The organism is Bacillus sp. FSL K6-0994, assembly GCF_038630815.1.
GTDB lineage: Bacteria > Bacillota > Bacilli > Bacillales > Bacillaceae > Bacillus > Bacillus safensis.
The window spans coordinates 1327332-1344414 of the sequence record NZ_CP152043.1; the positions used below are offsets into that span (position 1 = coordinate 1327332).

Consider the following 17083-nt stretch of genomic DNA (forward strand, 5'->3'; position numbering starts at 1 on the left):
CATTTCTCACGATATGATCGAAATGACAAAAAAAGAAGTAGAACAAGAAGATTATTTTAAAGTTTTTTGCAATTTGTCGATCACTTCTAATGAACGACCTGTTCCAATTGCAACAGATTCAAGGGGATTGGCTGCAATATGGACTGGAACAACAATCTCTTGAGAAAGCCATTCTTGAATTCCATTTAAAAGAGCGCCTCCGCCAGTTAAAATGACGCCGCGGTCTACAATATCTCCGCTTAGCTCTGGAGGGCTGTCCTCTAATGTGGCACGGATCGCTTCTAAAATATGAAGAAGTGATTCTCGCATGGCGCCTTGAATTTCATGAGAGACAAGTGTGATCGTTTTTGGCAGACCTGTCACAAGGTCGCGACCGCGCACTTCTAATGATTCAGGCTCATGTTCAATAAGACCATATCCAATTTCCATTTTCACCTGCTCGGCAGTCCGTTCGCCGATTAATAGGTTATATTTCTTTCTGACAAACGTAATGATATCTTCATCCAGCTGATCGCCGCCAATTCGGATCGAATGACAAGAGACAACGCCGCCAAATGAAATGATCGCAACTTCTGTTGTTCCGCCGCCAATATCGACTACGACGTTTGCCACAGGCTCGTCTACCGGAAGATCAGCACCGATTGCAGCTGCAACAGGTTCTTCAATTAAATGCACATGCTTTGCTCCGCAGTTTTTCACAGCATCGCTGATGGCGCGGCGCTCAACAGCTGTTGAACCAGAAGGTGTACATACAACGACAGTTGGCTTTCTGAAGGTAAACCCGATATTTTTTCCTGCTTTTTTCATGATTTGTTTAAGTAAATCTGTTGTCATATCATAATCAGCGATGACACCGTCTTTCATCGGACGGATCGCAACAATTTTCCCAGGTGTTTTCCCGATCATTTCTTTTGCTTCTGATCCGACGGCAAGTACAGTCTTTGTTTCTGTATCGACTGCTACGACGGACGGTTCATTTAAAATAATCCCCTTATTTTTACTATAAACCAATATGTTAGCTGTTCCTAAATCAATTCCAATTTCGGCATTTTGAAACATGTTTTCACCCAATCTCTATTTTTGCTGTTTTAAACAATTTTACATTTAAAAGTTCAGAGGGTTGATGTCATTTGTGGGGGTTTGTGATCACCTTGAAATGAATCTGTAAAATTCAAGTATCATTTTGACAATCACAATAAATTTTCCCTTTGTTTTTTCTTTTATGAAAAAAATTTTTATAGAGGAGAAACCTTTTAAGAATCTCTAACGTCTACGATATATCAATTGGTGAAAAACAGATTGATCTTGAGCTAATGAAAGAAAGAGGGAACGAAATTGAAATCTATCGGAGTCGTAAGAAAAGTAGACGAACTAGGGCGTATTGTGATGCCAATCGAATTGAGAAGAGCACTTGATATCGCTATTAAAGACAGTATGGAATTTTTTATAGATGGAGATAAAATCGTCTTGAAAAAATATCAGCCAGAGGGCGTTTGTCTCATGACTGGTGAGATTACATCAGAGAACCATGAATATGGAAATGGTCAAATTACATTAAGCGCTGAAGGCGCAGAACTGCTGTTAAAAGAACTGCAAGAAGCTCTTCAGAAGTAATCAAAATAGCCTGCTCTCTTCCTTTGTGCTGAGAACAGGCTATTTTTTCTTTAAAAAAGTTCCTTAAAAATGCCCCATCTCCCTCAAAAAATAAGTGGAAAATGGTACAATTGACAAAGAATCTCAGGGCGGCAGGTGGAATCATTTGAACAAAACATATCAAGTTCGGATCGTGTTATCTGTTCTTACATTTATCTTAATCATAAGCTGGGATTTCTTTTATTATGTAGGCGGCTATCAAATTAATTGGCCGCTCGATCTAGCCTTTACAGTCGTTGTGTTAGTAGGGATCTGGGTTGTCTCAGGATATGTAGACCGCTTGAATTTACTTGTGTCAGATCTAAATAAGAGAGAAAAAGAAGCACACGAACTGACAGAGCGGCTGAATCGAATTACAGATAACTTGCAAGAAATTGTCTTTGAAACAGATGAAAAAGGGCACATCATTTTCTTAAATCAAGCATGGAAACAAATGACCGGCTATGACATAGATGAATGTCTAGGTACGATGTACAATCAGTACTTTGATCAAGAAGAAAGAGTTATTCAGCATTTGTCATCTGTCATCAAAGAGCATAAAGATTCAGGGCGGATCGAGCTGCAGCTTCTTCATAAAGAGGGAAAGAAAGTATGGGGAGACGTTCATTATAAGCTCTACTTTGATGAGGAGCACCAGTTTACTGGAGGTATTGGAACAGTTGCAGATATTACAAAACAAAAGCTGGCAAAGCTTGAGCTTGAAAAATCAAATCAACAAGTGCAAATGCAGGCGCAAAAGCTGGCCGTTGCAGGACAAATAGCCGCTGGAATCGCCCATGAAGTCAGAAATCCGCTGACCTCAGTAAACGGCTTTTTACAGCTGATGAAAACACAATATCCTGAAAGAACCGATTATTTTGACATTATCTTTTCTGAAATTAAACGGATTGATTTTGTTTTAAGTGAGCTGCTGGTGCTGGCAAAGCCGCAGTCGGTCCATTTTCAAGAAGTTCAGCTTCATGGACTGTTAGAACAGGTGATTACATTGCTAAAAACCAATGCAGTCCTTTCGAATATTGATCTCAAACAGCCATTTAAAAAGCAGGATGCCGGCGCTATATTAGCAGACGCTAACCAAATGAAGCAGCTGTTCATTAATTTAATCAAAAATGCCATTGAGGCAATGCCTGAAGGCGGCAGTATATACATATCAACAGAAAAAGTGATGAACGAATGGAAAATTACCATTCAAGATGAAGGAAAAGGGATGTCTGAAGAGGATATTCAGAAAATATATGATCCTTTCTTCTCCACAAAAACAGAAGGGACGGGACTTGGCCTCACCATCTGTGCAGCGATTTTAAAAGATCATCACGGTAGGATGGATGTGGTCAGTGAGCTGGGAAAAGGTACAGCTTTTCATATCTATTTACCTGTGTGGCAAAAAAGCAGACACCAGCAAGGCGAGAGGACGTGATTTCATGAAGGAGAAAGCTTTATTTGTATATGGGACGCTTCTGCAGCATGAAGAGCACCACGAGACGTATATGAAAGAAAGCAGGCCATTAGCTAAATCTGCTTGGATCAGCGGCAGAATCTATGATACAGGTCAAGGATACCCTGCGTGCGTTCTAAAAGAGAAAAGCACAGTATATGGAGAATTGTACGAGGTAACCGCAAGCACGCTGAATAAGATAGATTTGCTTGAGGAAGGGTATGACAAGCAGGTGGTCGATGTCATGACAGACAAAGGGCCGGTGGCGGCTGTTACATACACTTTACCAAAGCAGAAAGCATCATCGCTGAAGGAGATCGAGAGCGGCTGCTGGAAGGAATATAGAATGTGGCAGCAGCAGCCGGCATCCTTCTATTATTTTGCCTATGGTTCCTGTATGGATGATGCAAGATTTAAACTGGCGGAAGTTGATCATTATTTTAAACAAATCATCGGCGGCGGTGCTCTGAACGGCTTTACAACTAGATTTACATTGGTAAGGCCTGATGGATCAAGAGCCGATATGGTAGAAGACGGCGGAGAAACAGAGGGTGTTTTATATGAGGTTCCTTTTGATGCCATTCGATATTTGTACAAACGAGAAGGCGTCTATGAGGGCACATATCGTCCAGCTTTTGTCGATGTCAAAATAGGTGATCAAATATATGAAGACTGTTTAACCTTTCTTGTTCTTCAAAAGAGCGAAGAAATTGCTCCGCCAGGTCATTACCGCAGTGAAATTGAAAAAGGAGCAGATCTTTACTTAAGTGAAGCATTCCGCAAAAAAATTCGCTCGCATATGGATTCATTAATCAAACCGTAGTAAAATGCATGGTAAGTGAGATAAAAGGAGTCTGAACATGAAAAAGGAATATGCAGTCATTGGTCTTGGACGCTTTGGCGGAAGTATTTGCAAGGCGCTGAGCGAAGAAGGACTTGAAGTCATGGCCATGGATATGAATGAAGATCGAGTGAACGAATACGCGAAAATTGCCTCACATGCGGTGATTGGTGATTCGACGGACGAATCTGTTTTAAAAAATCTCGGCATTCGCAATTTTGATCATGTCATCGTTGCGATTGGTGAAAACATTCAGGCCAGTATTTTAACGACGATTATGCTGAAAGAGCTTGGCGTCAAAATGGTCACAGTAAAAGCGCAGAACGATTACCACGAAAAGGTGTTAAATAAAATTGGAGCTGATCGCATCGTTCATCCAGAGCGGGACATGGGCAGACGAATTGCACATAAAATCATCTCCAATAACGTATTAGATTATCTTGAGCTGTCAGATGAGTACAGCCTCATTGAAATCGTTGCCAACAGCAGGCTTGCAGGGCATTCTCTTTTAGATCTCGATATTAGAGCGAGATATGGCATTAATATTGTGGCGATTAAGCGTGGAAAAGAAGTGATTGTTTCACCGCTCGCAGATGAAATGATTCAAAAAGAAGATATTCTGATTGTCATTGGGGCAGTTGCCGATATCGGACGTTTTGAAAAACGAGAAATGCAGAACGATTATTAAACACTCCTAGGCGGGGTGTTTTTTAATATGATTATGTACACATGAGGTGGACAGTGAAGAGGGAAGAAGACATTTAAAAGGGCTGTTTTGTTCTGCATAAACAGCTAAAGTCATTCATTATATTTTTCATGCAATTATCACTATTCAGAAATAAAAATCAGTCTTTTTATCTGGGTGATTTTCTCTAAATGTCATTGACTGGGCAAACAGATTCGTTTACGATAAGAAACATTATATTGTTTACTTGGAGGAGGCAGTGTCGTTGGATAAGGAGCTTTTCAGACATCAAATTGAGGTAGCTGCAAAGAGAAAAAAAGCAGCCCTAGTGATTAAACATGCGAAAGTTATGGACGTGTTTAACCAGGAATGGATAGACGCTGATGTCGCTGTTGAAAATGGACAAATAGTAGGGATTGGAGAGTACGAGGGAGAACAGGAGCTGGATGCAGCAGGTCAAATGCTTGTACCCGGTTTTATTGATGGCCACGTTCATATCGAGTCCTCTATGGTTACCCCTGCTGAATTCTCCAAAGCTGTCGTCCCGTGCGGTGTGACAACTGTCGTAACAGACCCGCATGAAATTGCCAATGTGTCAGGGATCACAGGCATCCGTTTTATGCTGGAAGAAGCGAGAAAAGCTGCCTTAAATATTTATTTCATGCTGCCATCCTGCGTACCGGCAGTCAGTTTTGAACGATCAGGTGCTGTTTTAAAAGCGAAAGATTTAAAGCCTTTGTATCAAGAGAAAGAGGTTCTTGGTCTTGCTGAGGTGATGGATTACGTCGGTGTGGAGCAGGCAGAAGAAGATATGCTTCAAAAGCTGCTTGATGCTCAAAACGAGAATAAATTGATTGATGGCCATCTAGCAGGCTTAACAGACCGATTAATAAACGTTTACCGCACAGCGAATGTCCAAACAGATCACGAGGTGACAACAGCCGAAGAAGCCCTTGAACGTGTAAAACGAGGCATGTATGTCATGCTGAGAGAAGGCTCTGTTGCCAAAAACGTGAAAAGCGTTTTACCAGCTGTGAATGAAAAGAATGCGAGACGCTTTTTCTTTTGTACCGATGATAAACATTTAGATGATTTAATGGCTGAAGGAAGTATTGATGAACAAGTACGTATGTCTATAAAAGAAGGGTTAGACCCATTTTTAGCGTATCAAATGGGAAGTTTAAACGCAGCAGAGTGTTTTGGCCTCAAAACAAAGGGAGCCATTGCGCCAGGCTTTGATGCTGATTTTATGCTCGTCTCTGATCTTCATCAAGTAGACATTACCAGCGTATTTATTGCTGGAGAATTAGTGGCGCAGCATGGAGAGTACAAGCCAGGTGTCGAAAAAATTGCACCGAGTCCAGCCTTATTACAATCTGTTCATGCTATAGACGTTCAAGAGCAAGATCTGGCTCTGTCTATCACAGCTCATCAAAAGATGAATGTCATCCGCATTATTCCAAATCAGCTAGAAACAAAATTAGAACAAATCTCTCCTTCAGAAACGAACGGACAATTCACTAGTGATACAGAAAGAGATCTATTAAAAATGGTGCTTGTCGAACGCCATCAAGGCTTATCTGAAATGGGGATAGGGATTGTCAACGGCTTTGGATTAGAAAAGGGCGCAATTGCAACAACGGTTGCACATGATTCTCACAATTTAATTGCGGTTGGCACAAATGATGCTGATATCGTGAAAGCCATTGACGCGTTAAAAGAAGCAGGCGGCGGTTTGACTGTTGTCAAAGAGGGCCAGACTCTTCATACACTGCCATTACCGATCTCTGGTTTACTTTCAGATCAGCCGGCACATCTTGTAAATGAAAGCCTTCATGCACTCCATGAAGCGTTAAAAGAAACAGGTTTTATTTTAGACTTTAATCCGTTTTTGACGCTGTCCTTCTTGGCACTCCCAGTCATTCCTGATGTGAAAATGACGACAAAAGGTTTGTTTGATGTCAGAAGCTTTCAGCATCTCCCAATTCAATCATAAAAAGAGAGAAACCGCATATGTATATATGCGGTTTTTTCAATGAACGGTGAAAAAAAGAGACACAGCCAAGCGGCTTGTGTCTCTTTTTGTGATTACACTTCCATAATAATCGGTAAGATCATTGGACGGCGTCTTGTTTTTTCATAAAGGAAAGGTGCAAGGGTGTCAGTAATTTCGTTCTTAATTTCAGACCACTGAGTTGTCTTACGTTCCATTACTTTTTCAAGATGCTTCGAAATTAAATCCTGTGCATCGTTGATCAGGTCTCCAGATTCTCTCATGTAGACAAAACCTCTTGAGATCAAATCAGGACCAGCAGAGATTTTGAATTCTTTCATGTCCATGCTGACGACCACAATAACAAGGCCCTCTTCAGAAAGAATGCGGCGGTCTCTTAAAACGATGTTTCCGATATCGCCAATACCGCTTCCGTCGATATACACGTTGCCTGATGGGATTTTGCCAGCGACACTTGCTTCGTCACCTTTCAGTGCAAGAACTTCACCGTTATCCATGATAAAGCAGTTTTCCTCAGGGATGCCGCAATCATTCGCAAGTTTGATATGCGTTTTTTGCATGCGGTATTCACCGTGAATCGGCATAAAGAATTTTGGTTTAATTAAACGGAGCATGAGTTTTTGTTCTTCTTGTCCGCCGTGACCAGATGTATGAATATTATTAAGGGAGCCATGAATGACCTCAGCACCTGCACGATAAAGCTGGTTAATGGTGCGGCTTACACTAATATTGTTACCTGGGATCGGTGAAGATGAGAAGACAACAGTGTCTCCAGGGTTAATGGAAATCTGGCGGTGAGTACCGTTCGCAATACGAGAAAGAGCTGCCATCGGTTCACCCTGGCTTCCAGTACAAAGAATGGTCACTTTGTTTGCTGGAAGGCGGTTGATTTCATTATGTTCAATAAACGTGTTTTTTGGACATTTAATATAGCCAAGATCTTGTCCAATATCAATAGCAGACTCCATACTGCGTCCAAATACAGCGACTTTTCTGCCGTTGGCAACAGCAGACTCAATCACTTGCTGAAGTCTGTGAATGTTTGAAGCAAACGTGGCAAAGATGATACGTCCATCGACTTTTCTAAAGATGTCATCAATGCTTTCACCTACGCGTCTTTCAGACATCGTAAATTCTGGGATTTCACTGTTTGTACTATCAGATAAAAGACAAAGAACGCCTTCTTTTCCGATCTCAGCCATTTTGGTTAAATTGGCAGGCTCGCCAACAGGAGTAAAGTCAAATTTGAAATCACCTGTATGTACGATGTTACCAGGAGGTGTCTTGACGACAATTCCATAAGAATCTGGAATACTGTGTGTCGTTCTAAAGAAAGACACAGCTGTTTTTCTAAATTTAATGGTATCTTCTTCTTCAAAAATATGAAGTTTTGTTTGTCTCAAGAGACCGTGCTCTTCCAATTTATTACGAAGTAGGCCGATTGCGAGTTTGCCGCCGTAAACTGGAATATTCACTTGCTTGAGAAGGTAAGGGATACCGCCGATGTGGTCTTCATGTCCATGAGTGATGAAAAGACCTTTGATTTTATCTTCGTTTTTAACTAAGTACGTATAGTCAGGGATGACGTAGTCAATTCCAAGAAGCTCGTCTTCAGGAAACTTAATGCCTGCATCAATTAAAATGATTTCATCTTGAAATTGAACGCCATACGTGTTTTTACCGATCTCGCCTAAACCGCCGAGCGCAAAAACTGCCGCCTGATCGTTTTTAACAAATTTCATTCCTCTCATAGCTCCAATACTTTAAAATTTTCACTTTCTCGTTCATAGTCTAAAAAAGCACCGTCTACAGGCTGAATGAATTCAATGTTGTAGTTATGTTTTTTCAACTTATCGCGTACGTCTCTTTCAGAAACCGCTTCAACGTATAGTGAATCTGTGTGTTCTCTTACAGGTACCTCAGTAGTACTTGCCTGAAAAAATACCTTATATATCATCCAAATCTCTCCTTAAATACCGTATGTTACACTCGCTTATTCTATTATATTAAAAAAACGCGCATAAGAAAAGTCTCTGAGAAAAAAGGACCTTCGGCAAATGTGCGGAAGATCCTTTTAAGCAATTGATTTTTTGCGAAGCATGTCCTTCCATTGTCTTCGAATTTTCTTACGCAGACGACGAAGCATCACATGCCGCCTCCTTTCGGGTTGAAGTAAGCTTAACCAGTGTGTTCCGGTCTCTCTATATACTTGTATTATATGATGTTTCTATTGAATGTTACATGGTTATATGTGGGAAATAGGCGCTTTCAAAAGGAATTGGTTTCGAAAGCTGAAATCTTTCTGTATGATGAAAGGGAGTGTGTATACATAACGAAGAGCAGGAGGGCGAGATATGAATAAAAAAGTCATCTTCTTTGATATCGACGGTACTTTATATGACCATGATAAAAATATACCTGAGTCAACGAAGCGAGCGGTTCATTTATTAAAAGAAAAAGGTCATCATCTCTTTATTGCATCTGGGCGTTCTCCTTTTCTGATCCGGCCCATTTTAGAAGAATTAGGGCTTGACTCATTCATTGCTTATAACGGTCAGTATATCATGTATGAGGGAGACGTTATTTACGGCAATCCGCTGAAGCAGGAGCTGATGGAGCGGATTTATGAGACAGCGGATCGTCATGATCATCCGCTCGTTTTTATGGGAGAAGAAACGATGAAGGCGTCTGTGCCGAATCATCCGTTTATCCATGAAGGAATCGGTACTTTGAAAACAGAGCATCCTGAGCACGATGTATCTTTCTTTAAAGAAAACGACATTTTTCAAATGCTGTTATTTTGTAAGGCAGAAGAGGAAGTGGAGTATAAGGCATTCCGCGAAGAAATTGACCTTGTCAGATGGCATGAGCTGTCAACAGACGTTCTGCCAAAAGGCGGATCAAAAGCTGAAGGAATCAAACGAGTCATCGAAAGACTTCCTTACGATCAAAAGGATACCATTGCCTTTGGAGACGGACTGAACGATAGAGAAATGATTTCGTTTGCTGGAACAGGCGTGGCGATGGGAAATGCTGTGAGTGAACTGAAAGCATTGGCTGATTTTGTGACAAAGCCAGTAGATGAGGACGGCATATTCCATGCAGTGACCCAGCTTGGCCTCATTGAAGAATAAAAAAGAAGACCCTTAGAACGACGGGTCTTCTTTTTATGTCATGATCTGCCGATCGCAACAGAGTTTTCTGGCTCAGCGAATGGCTGATCCTTTTGAATATGATCATAAAACATAATGCCATTTAAATGGTCAATTTCGTGCTGAAAGACAATGGCAGGGAACCCTTTTAGACGGATATCAATGTCCTCTCCTTCAAGCGTAGTGGCCTTGACCCTGATTTTTTGATATCGAGGAACAAATCCAGGGATGGCTTCATCAACTGATAAGCAGCCTTCACCAGTCGCTAAATAAGCTCTTTTGACTGAATGACTGACAATACGCGGGTTGAACAGAGCATAGCTGTATTCTTCTCCGTCTTCATCCTCACAGTGAACAGCGATCATGCGTTTACTAATATTGATTTGCGGAGCTGCCAATCCAACGCCGGGTCTTAGTCCGTATTTTTCAGCAATGTCAGCATCCTGACTGTTTTTGACGAATTCGATCATGTCAGCTAATTGCTGTTTTTCCTCTTCTGTCGGCGGGAGCTCGACCGATTCAGCTGTTTGTCTTAAGACGGGATGTCCGTCCCTTACGATATCATCCATGGTAATCACAAAACTTCACTCCTATTTCCTTTGTATGTAAAGTATATAAAATGATACACAACATATGCAATGAAATAAAGAAGACCGGTCCTGTGAGACCGGTCAGAGGCTTAAACAGCCTTAGCAGCAGCCACCGCCGCCGCCTAAGAATGCTGCGCCAACGATAATTAATAGGATGAAAAGCACAACGATTAAAGCGAATGTACGTCCGCCGCCGTATCCGTATCCACCGCCATAACTTGGGTAACAACAGCCGCCGCCATATCCGCCACCGAATCCATACCCGTAACCGCCGTATCCACCATACATACTTCCATGACTATAATTAGACATACTTTTGACCTCCTTTGGAAATACACTTGGCCTCTCATAAGTGAAGGCGAAGCGTGTAATATAAACTATGTATGAATGCACTATTTGTATAGTCATGCGCCTATTGCTTGAAAAAAATCTTCTCCGCCTCATCTGACTGACCTCTTTCCTTGTCACAAACGTCTATAAAAATTATAGTGGTATGTGGAGACGTAAAGGGGGACCTTGTCATGAGACAGATGAAAAAAAGCATGAAAGCAGGTGCTGCTTTAGCGGGGATATGTACCCTTTTGCTGACAGGGTGCGGAGGTCAAAGTCCGTTCAATGATATGCAGGACGCGATGAAGAAAATGAGTGAAAAAGAAGCATCCTTCGAAAAAGAGCAAGGTACACTGCAAAGCTATGAGGAAAAAGAGCAGAAGCTGTATAAAAAAATGATTCAAACAACAAAGGACCATACAAAAACAGTGGCAAGCCTTTCTGATCAGGCGTTAGCATCGGCAGCACAAAGAGAAGAACATTTAAAAACAGAAAAAGTCAGTATGGATGAATCGAAAAAAGAATTGAAAACAGTAAAGGAATCTGCTGCACGATTGCAAGATGCGGAGTTAAAAGAGAAAGCAGATCAAACGGTCAAATCAATCGAGAAACGATATGCGTCATATGATCAGCTTTACAAGGAGTATCAAAAGGCGCTGAAACAAGATCAGCTTTTGTATCAATCTTTAAAGAAAAAGGATCTAGGATATGAAGAGCTGAAGTCAAAGCTGAAGACCGTGAATCGTTCATATAGCAAAGTCAGAAAAGAAAGTAAGAAGTTCAATCGATATACAGATCAATTGAATGATCATAAAAAGGCTTTGTATAAAGCAACAGATCAAGGATCGAAAAAGAGCTGAAAAAACAGCTCTTTTTTTATTTTTCGACAAAAACAAACATTTTCTATTGTAGTACAGCAGTACACTCTATACTAGTACAGATTAGGTTGTTTGTTAAACAGATTGATACAGTTCACCATAAAAAGTAAAGCGAATACATTTATTTAAATAAAGCCGTTAAATCAATTGACGGACTATTTTTCTTGTTGTAAACTATTCCTTGTTAACAGAAGTTGTATTAGTTTTTTGTGAACTATCGTTAATACAGTTATAAGGACTCAAAAACGAGTGATCAACCAATGTTTCGACAACGATCTTAGTGGCTATTATATACAGGAGTCATATGAGTATTTTGGGTTATCCTATATCTGTATGTATAAATGGATTCACGACAAATGGACTGTTAAAAGAAAGGAAGAGGTGACTTTAGAATGGCTGCAAAAACAAAAAAAGCAATTGTTGATAGCAAAAAGCAATTTGATGCCATCAAAAAGCAGTTTGAAACGTTTCAAATTTTAAACGAAAAAGGCGAAGTCGTAAACGAAGCGGCAATGCCGGATCTTTCAGATGACCAATTAAAAGAATTAATGCGCCGTATGGTGTTTACACGAGTATTAGATCAACGTTCAATTTCATTGAACCGTCAAGGACGTCTTGGCTTCTATGCGCCAACAGCTGGACAAGAGGCTTCTCAGCTTGCAACTCACTTTGCACTTGAGAAAGAAGATTTCATTCTTCCAGGATATCGTGATGTACCACAATTAATCTGGCATGGTCTTCCGCTAACAAAAGCATTCTTGTTCTCTCGCGGACACTTTGTTGGTAACCAAATGCCTGAAGATGTGAATGCACTTTCACCGCAAATCATTATCGGTGCTCAAATCATTCAAGCTGCTGGTGTAGCTCTTGGTTTGAAAAAGCGCGGTAAAAAAGCTGTTGCAATCACTTACACTGGTGACGGTGGAGCTTCACAAGGTGATTTCTACGAAGGTATTAACTTTGCAGGGGCTTACAAAGCGCCAGCGATTTTTGTTGTCCAAAACAACAGATATGCGATCTCTACACCTGTTGAAAAGCAGTCTGCTGCACAAACAATTGCACAAAAAGCAGCTGCAGCTGGTATCGTAGGCGTACAAGTTGACGGGATGGATGCATTAGCTGTTTATGCAGCAACTGCTGAAGCTCGTGAGCGCGCTGTAAATGGTGAAGGTCCAACATTAATCGAAACTCTTACATTCCGTTACGGCCCACATACAATGGCTGGTGACGATCCAACAAGATATCGTACAAAAGAAGATGAAAACGAGTGGGAGCAAAAAGATCCATTGGTACGCTACCGCAAATTCTTGGAAAACAAAGGCCTATGGTCTGAAGAAGAAGAGAATAAAGTGATCGAAGATGCAAAAGAACAAATCAAACAAGCGATCAAAGAAGCTGACGAACAGCCTAAGCAAAAAGTCACTGACTTGATTGAAAACATGTACGATGTAAAACCATTCAACTTAGTTGAACAGCTTGAAATTTACAAACAGAAGGAGTCGAAGTAAGCCATGGCGCAAATGACAATGATTCAAGCGATCACTGATGCGTTACGCACAGAACTGAAAAATGACGAAAACGTTCTCGTTTTCGGAGAAGACGTTGGTAAAAACGGCGGCGTATTCCGTGCGACTGAAGGATTGCAAAAAGAGTTTGGTGAGGATCGTGTATTCGATACTCCACTTGCTGAATCTGGTATTGGCGGTCTTGCTATTGGCCTTGGACTACAAGAATTCCGCCCGGTAATGGAAATTCAATTCTTCGGATTCGTTTACGAAGTATTAGATTCTGTTTCTGGACAAATGGCTCGTATGCGTTACCGTTCTGGCGGACGCTGGCATTCCCCAGTGACAATCCGTTCTCCATTCGGCGGGGGAGTTCACACACCTGAGCTTCACGCTGACAGTTTAGAAGGACTTATCGCACAACAGCCTGGTATCAAGGTTGTTATTCCTTCAACACCTTACGATGCAAAAGGACTTTTAATTTCTGCAATTCGTGACAACGATCCTGTAGTGTTCCTTGAGCATATGAAACTTTATCGTTCTTTCCGTCAGGAAGTTCCTGAAGAAGAGTACACAATTGAAATCGGTAAAGCTGACGTGAAACGTGAAGGTTCTGACCTTTCAATCATCACTTACGGTGCAATGGTTCACGAATCACTAAAAGCTGCTGAAGAGCTAGAAAAAGAAGGCGTTTCTGCTGAGGTTATCGACCTTCGTACAGTAAGCCCGCTTGATATTGAAACAATCATCGCTTCTGTTGAAAAAACAGGCCGTGCGATCGTTGTTCAAGAAGCACAAAAACAAGCTGGTATTGCTGCAAACGTAGTAGCTGAAATCAATGACAGAGCGATCCTTAGCTTGGAAGCACCAGTACTTCGTGTAGCTGCACCTGATACTGTATTTGCTTTCTCTCAAGCTGAGAGCGTATGGCTTCCAAACCATAAAGATGTACTTGAAACAGCGAAGAAAGTTCTTGAATTTTAATTAAATGACAGAGGGGAAAAGAATTTATTTCTCTTCCCCTTTATCAATTACATGACCGTGTAAATATACACAACAAGGGTTCAACAAAATCTAGGAGGCGAAAAATAGTGGCATTTGAATTTAAACTTCCGGACATCGGAGAAGGTATCCACGAAGGTGAGATCGTTAAGTGGTTTGTTAAACCAAACGACGAAATCAATGAAGATGACGTTTTAGCAGAGGTACAAAATGATAAAGCAGTTGTAGAAATTCCTTCACCTGTTAAAGGAAAAGTATTAGAATTAAAAGTTGAAGAGGGAACAGTTGCAACTGTAGGACAAACAATCATTACGTTTGATGCACCTGGTTACGAAAATCTTCAATTTAAAGGCAGCGAAGAAGAAGGCGAAGCAAAAACTGAAGCTCAAGTACAAGGTACTGCTGAAGCTGGTAACGAGCCAGAGAAGAAAGAAGTAGCACAAGAAGAAGCGGCAGCAGCAACTGGTGCAGGCGCACAAGAGCAAGTAGACGCTGATCCAAACAAACGCGTGATCGCTATGCCATCTGTACGTAAATATGCTCGTGAAAAAGGCGTTGAAATTTACAAAGTTGCAGGTTCTGGTAAAAACGGCCGTGTGTTAAAAGAAGATATCGACAGCTTCGTTAATGGTGGTTCTGCAGCTCAAGAAGCAGCACCTCAAGCAGCTGAAAGTGCGAAAGAAGAAGCAGCTCCTAAAGCGGCAGCAGCTCCAGTTCTTGAAGGAGAATTCCCAGAAACTCGCGAGAAAATGAGCGGAATCCGCAAAGCAATCGCAAAAGCAATGGTGAACTCTAAGCATACAGCTCCTCACGTAACATTAATGGATGAAGTTGATGTAACAAACCTTGTTGCACATCGTAAACAATTCAAACAAGTTGCAGCTGATCAAGGAATCAAGTTAACTTACTTGCCTTACGTTGTAAAAGCTCTAACTTCTGCTTTGAAAAAGTACCCAGTACTTAACACTTCTATCGATGATAAAACGGATGAAGTTGTTCAAAAGCATTACTACAACATCGGAATTGCAGCTGACACTGAAAAAGGCTTGCTAGTTCCAGTTGTGAAAAATGCAGATCGCAAAGCGATTTTCGAAGTTTCTAACGAAATCAATGAGCTTGCAACAAAAGCACGTGATGGTAAATTGGCTCCAGCTGAAATGAAAGGTGCATCTTGCACAATCACAAACATCGGTTCTGCTGGTGGACAATGGTTTACTCCAGTCATCAACCACCCAGAAGTAGCGATCCTTGGTATTGGACGTATCGCTGAAAAAGCGGTTGTTCGTGATGGCGAAATCGTTGCAGCTCCTGTCTTAGCTCTTTCCCTAAGCTTTGACCACCGTATGATTGACGGAGCTACTGCGCAAAATGCCCTTAACCACATCAAGCGTTTATTGAATGATCCACAATTAATTTTAATGGAGGCGTAATGTCATGGTAGTAGGAGATTTCCCAATCGAAACAGATACTCTTGTCATCGGTGCAGGTCCTGGTGGATATGTAGCTGCTATTCGTGCTGCACAGCTTGGACAAAAAGTAACAATCGTTGAAAAAGGAACACTTGGCGGTGTATGTCTAAACGTTGGCTGTATCCCTTCAAAAGCATTAATCAATGCTGGCCATCGTTTCGAAAATGCTAAGCATTCTGAAGACATGGGTATCAAAGCTGAAAACGTAACAGTTGATTTCACAAAAGTTCAAGAGTGGAAAGCTTCTGTTGTTAATAAGTTAACAGGTGGAGTTCAAGGTCTTCTTAAAGGAAATAAAGTAGACATCGTCAAAGGTGAAGCTTATTTCGTAGACAGCAACTCTGTACGTGTAATGGATGATAATTCAGCACAGACTTATACGTTCAAAAATGCAATTCTTGCAACTGGATCTCGTCCAATTGAATTGCCTACTTTTAAATACACAGACCGCGTGATCAACTCAACTGGTGCTTTAGCGCTTAAAGAAGTACCTAAAAAGTTAGTTGTCATCGGTGGTGGATACATCGGTACTGAGCTTGGTACTGCTTATGCAAACTTTGGAACAGAAGTTGTGATCCTTGAAGGTGGAGACGAAATCCTTCCAGGTTTCGAAAAGCAAATGAGCTCATTGGTTAAACGTAACCTGAAGAAAAAAGGAAACGTTGAAATCCATACAAACGCTCTTGCAAAAGGCGTTGAAGAAAAATCTGATGGTGTCACTGTTACGTTCGAAGTAAAAGGCGAAGAAAAAACAGTTGATGCTGATTACGTACTTGTGACTGTTGGTCGTCGTCCAAACACTGATGAGCTTGGTCTTGAGCAAGTTGGTGTTGAATTGACTGACCGCGGAGTTGTCAAAACAGACAAACAATGCCGTACAAGCGTATCTAACATCTATGCAATTGGTGACATCGTTGATGGACCACCACTTGCTCACAAAGCTTCTTACGAAGGTAAAATTGCAGCTGAAGCAATCGCTGGAGAGCCAGCTGAAATTGATTACCTTGGTATTCCTGCTGTTGTATTCTCTGAGCCAGAACTTGCAACTGTTGGATACACTGAAGCAGAAGCAAAAGCAGAAGGTATCGAAATCGTTGCAGCGAAATTCCCATTCGCAGCGAACGGACGTGCACTTTCTCTTGATGCAACTGATGGCTTCATGAAAATGATCACTCGTAAAGAGGATGGTCTAGTGATCGGTGCTCAAATCGCAGGTGTTGGCGCTTCTGATATGATTTCAGAGCTTAGCCTTGCAATCGAAGCTGGAGTGACTGCTGAAGATATCGCTATGACAATTCACGCTCACCCAACATTAGGTGAAATTACAATGGAAACGGCTGAAGTAGCAATCGGAAGCCCAATCCACATCGTAAAATAATGAAACCTATGAAGCCCTCTCCTTGATGGAGAGGGTTTTTTTGGTGCCCTGAACACCATATGAAAAACCCCTCATGAGGTGAGGGGTTTCAGCGTGTAGACAAACCCTCGCATTCTTTGTCAGTCCTGCGCGCTGGTGCTCACGAATGTCA

At 41.4% G+C, this 17083-nt stretch carries 16 protein-coding genes; 11 read left to right on the forward strand and 5 right to left on the reverse strand.

Annotation, left to right across the window (positions count from 1 at the left end; all coding sequences use genetic code 11):
• Window positions 1-51: 51 nt before the first annotated feature.
• Window positions 52-1059, reverse strand: coding sequence for a rod-share determining protein MreBH (gene mreBH, locus MHB69_RS06805; RefSeq protein WP_024424745.1), 1008 nt, complete (start codon window positions 1057-1059; stop codon window positions 52-54).
• 276 nt (window positions 1060-1335) lie between these two features.
• Between mreBH and MHB69_RS06810 the strand changes: the two genes are divergently transcribed.
• From MHB69_RS06810 to ade, 5 genes are all read left to right on the forward strand, one after another.
• Window positions 1336-1614, forward strand: a complete 279-nt coding sequence (locus MHB69_RS06810) for an AbrB/MazE/SpoVT family DNA-binding domain-containing protein (protein ID WP_024424746.1) — start codon at window positions 1336-1338, stop codon at window positions 1612-1614.
• A gap of 145 nt (window positions 1615-1759) precedes the next feature.
• Window positions 1760-3070: an ATP-binding protein gene (locus tag MHB69_RS06815; protein WP_111927327.1), complete on the forward strand. Its 1311-nt coding sequence runs from the start codon at window positions 1760-1762 to the stop codon at window positions 3068-3070.
• A gap of 4 nt (window positions 3071-3074) precedes the next feature.
• Entirely contained in the window at window positions 3075-3911 is an 837-nt protein-coding gene (locus MHB69_RS06820; RefSeq protein WP_070325777.1) for a gamma-glutamylcyclotransferase family protein, read from the forward strand.
• Window positions 3912-3948: 37 nt separating this feature from the next.
• Complete coding sequence (locus MHB69_RS06825) at window positions 3949-4617, forward strand: TrkA family potassium uptake protein (RefSeq protein ID WP_008345123.1); 669 nt, start codon at window positions 3949-3951, stop codon at window positions 4615-4617.
• Between the two features lie 262 nt (window positions 4618-4879).
• Window positions 4880-6610 carry an adenine deaminase gene (ade, locus tag MHB69_RS06830; RefSeq protein WP_342496105.1) on the forward strand — a complete coding sequence of 577 codons (1731 nt, stop codon included), beginning with the start codon at window positions 4880-4882 and terminating at the stop codon, window positions 6608-6610.
• A 92-nt stretch (window positions 6611-6702) separates the two neighbouring features.
• Here ade and rnjA read toward each other — a convergent pair whose 3' ends face one another.
• Together rnjA and MHB69_RS06840 are read right to left on the reverse strand one after the other, a co-directional pair.
• Complete coding sequence (rnjA, locus tag MHB69_RS06835) at window positions 6703-8370, reverse strand: ribonuclease J1 (RefSeq protein WP_012009818.1); 1668 nt, start codon at window positions 8368-8370, stop codon at window positions 6703-6705.
• 5 nt (window positions 8371-8375) lie between these two features.
• Complete coding sequence (locus tag MHB69_RS06840; RefSeq protein ID WP_008345114.1) at window positions 8376-8585, reverse strand: DNA-directed RNA polymerase subunit epsilon; 210 nt, start codon at window positions 8583-8585, stop codon at window positions 8376-8378.
• A gap of 397 nt (window positions 8586-8982) precedes the next feature.
• On the opposite strand from MHB69_RS06840, the gene MHB69_RS06845 reads away from it, so the two are divergent.
• Window positions 8983-9762 (forward strand): Cof-type HAD-IIB family hydrolase, encoded by a 780-nt coding sequence (locus MHB69_RS06845; protein ID WP_340889206.1) that lies wholly within the window; start codon window positions 8983-8985, stop codon window positions 9760-9762.
• 38 nt (window positions 9763-9800) lie between these two features.
• Here the strand turns inward: MHB69_RS06845 and def are convergent, their stop codons facing one another.
• Together def and MHB69_RS06855 are read right to left on the reverse strand one after the other, a co-directional pair.
• Window positions 9801-10358 (reverse strand): peptide deformylase, encoded by a 558-nt coding sequence (gene def, locus MHB69_RS06850; protein ID WP_034281628.1) that lies wholly within the window; start codon window positions 10356-10358, stop codon window positions 9801-9803.
• A gap of 111 nt (window positions 10359-10469) precedes the next feature.
• The gene (locus MHB69_RS06855; protein ID WP_034281949.1) at window positions 10470-10658 is read right to left on the reverse strand and encodes a YjcZ family sporulation protein; all 189 of its coding nucleotides are present in this window, start codon (window positions 10656-10658) and stop codon (window positions 10470-10472) included.
• Between the two features lie 233 nt (window positions 10659-10891).
• Here MHB69_RS06855 and MHB69_RS06860 point away from each other — a divergent pair, with 233 nt between their 5' ends.
• The 5 genes from MHB69_RS06860 (at window position 10892) to lpdA (ending at window position 16932) form a co-directional block, all read left to right on the forward strand.
• On the forward strand, window positions 10892-11560 hold the full coding sequence (locus MHB69_RS06860) for a YkyA family protein (RefSeq protein WP_034281630.1): 669 nt from the start codon (window positions 10892-10894) through the stop codon (window positions 11558-11560).
• Window positions 11561-11970: 410 nt separating this feature from the next.
• Complete coding sequence (gene pdhA, locus MHB69_RS06865; protein ID WP_024424754.1) at window positions 11971-13086, forward strand: pyruvate dehydrogenase (acetyl-transferring) E1 component subunit alpha; 1116 nt, start codon at window positions 11971-11973, stop codon at window positions 13084-13086.
• Window positions 13087-13089: 3 nt separating this feature from the next.
• Complete coding sequence (gene pdhB, locus MHB69_RS06870) at window positions 13090-14067, forward strand: pyruvate dehydrogenase complex E1 component subunit beta (protein WP_012009824.1); 978 nt, start codon at window positions 13090-13092, stop codon at window positions 14065-14067.
• A gap of 107 nt (window positions 14068-14174) precedes the next feature.
• Window positions 14175-15515: a dihydrolipoamide acetyltransferase family protein gene (locus MHB69_RS06875; RefSeq protein WP_024426891.1), complete on the forward strand. Its 1341-nt coding sequence runs from the start codon at window positions 14175-14177 to the stop codon at window positions 15513-15515.
• Between the two features lie 4 nt (window positions 15516-15519).
• Entirely contained in the window at window positions 15520-16932 is a 1413-nt protein-coding gene (lpdA, locus tag MHB69_RS06880; RefSeq protein ID WP_024426892.1) for a dihydrolipoyl dehydrogenase, read from the forward strand.
• The last annotated feature ends 151 nt before the right edge of the window (window positions 16933-17083 follow it).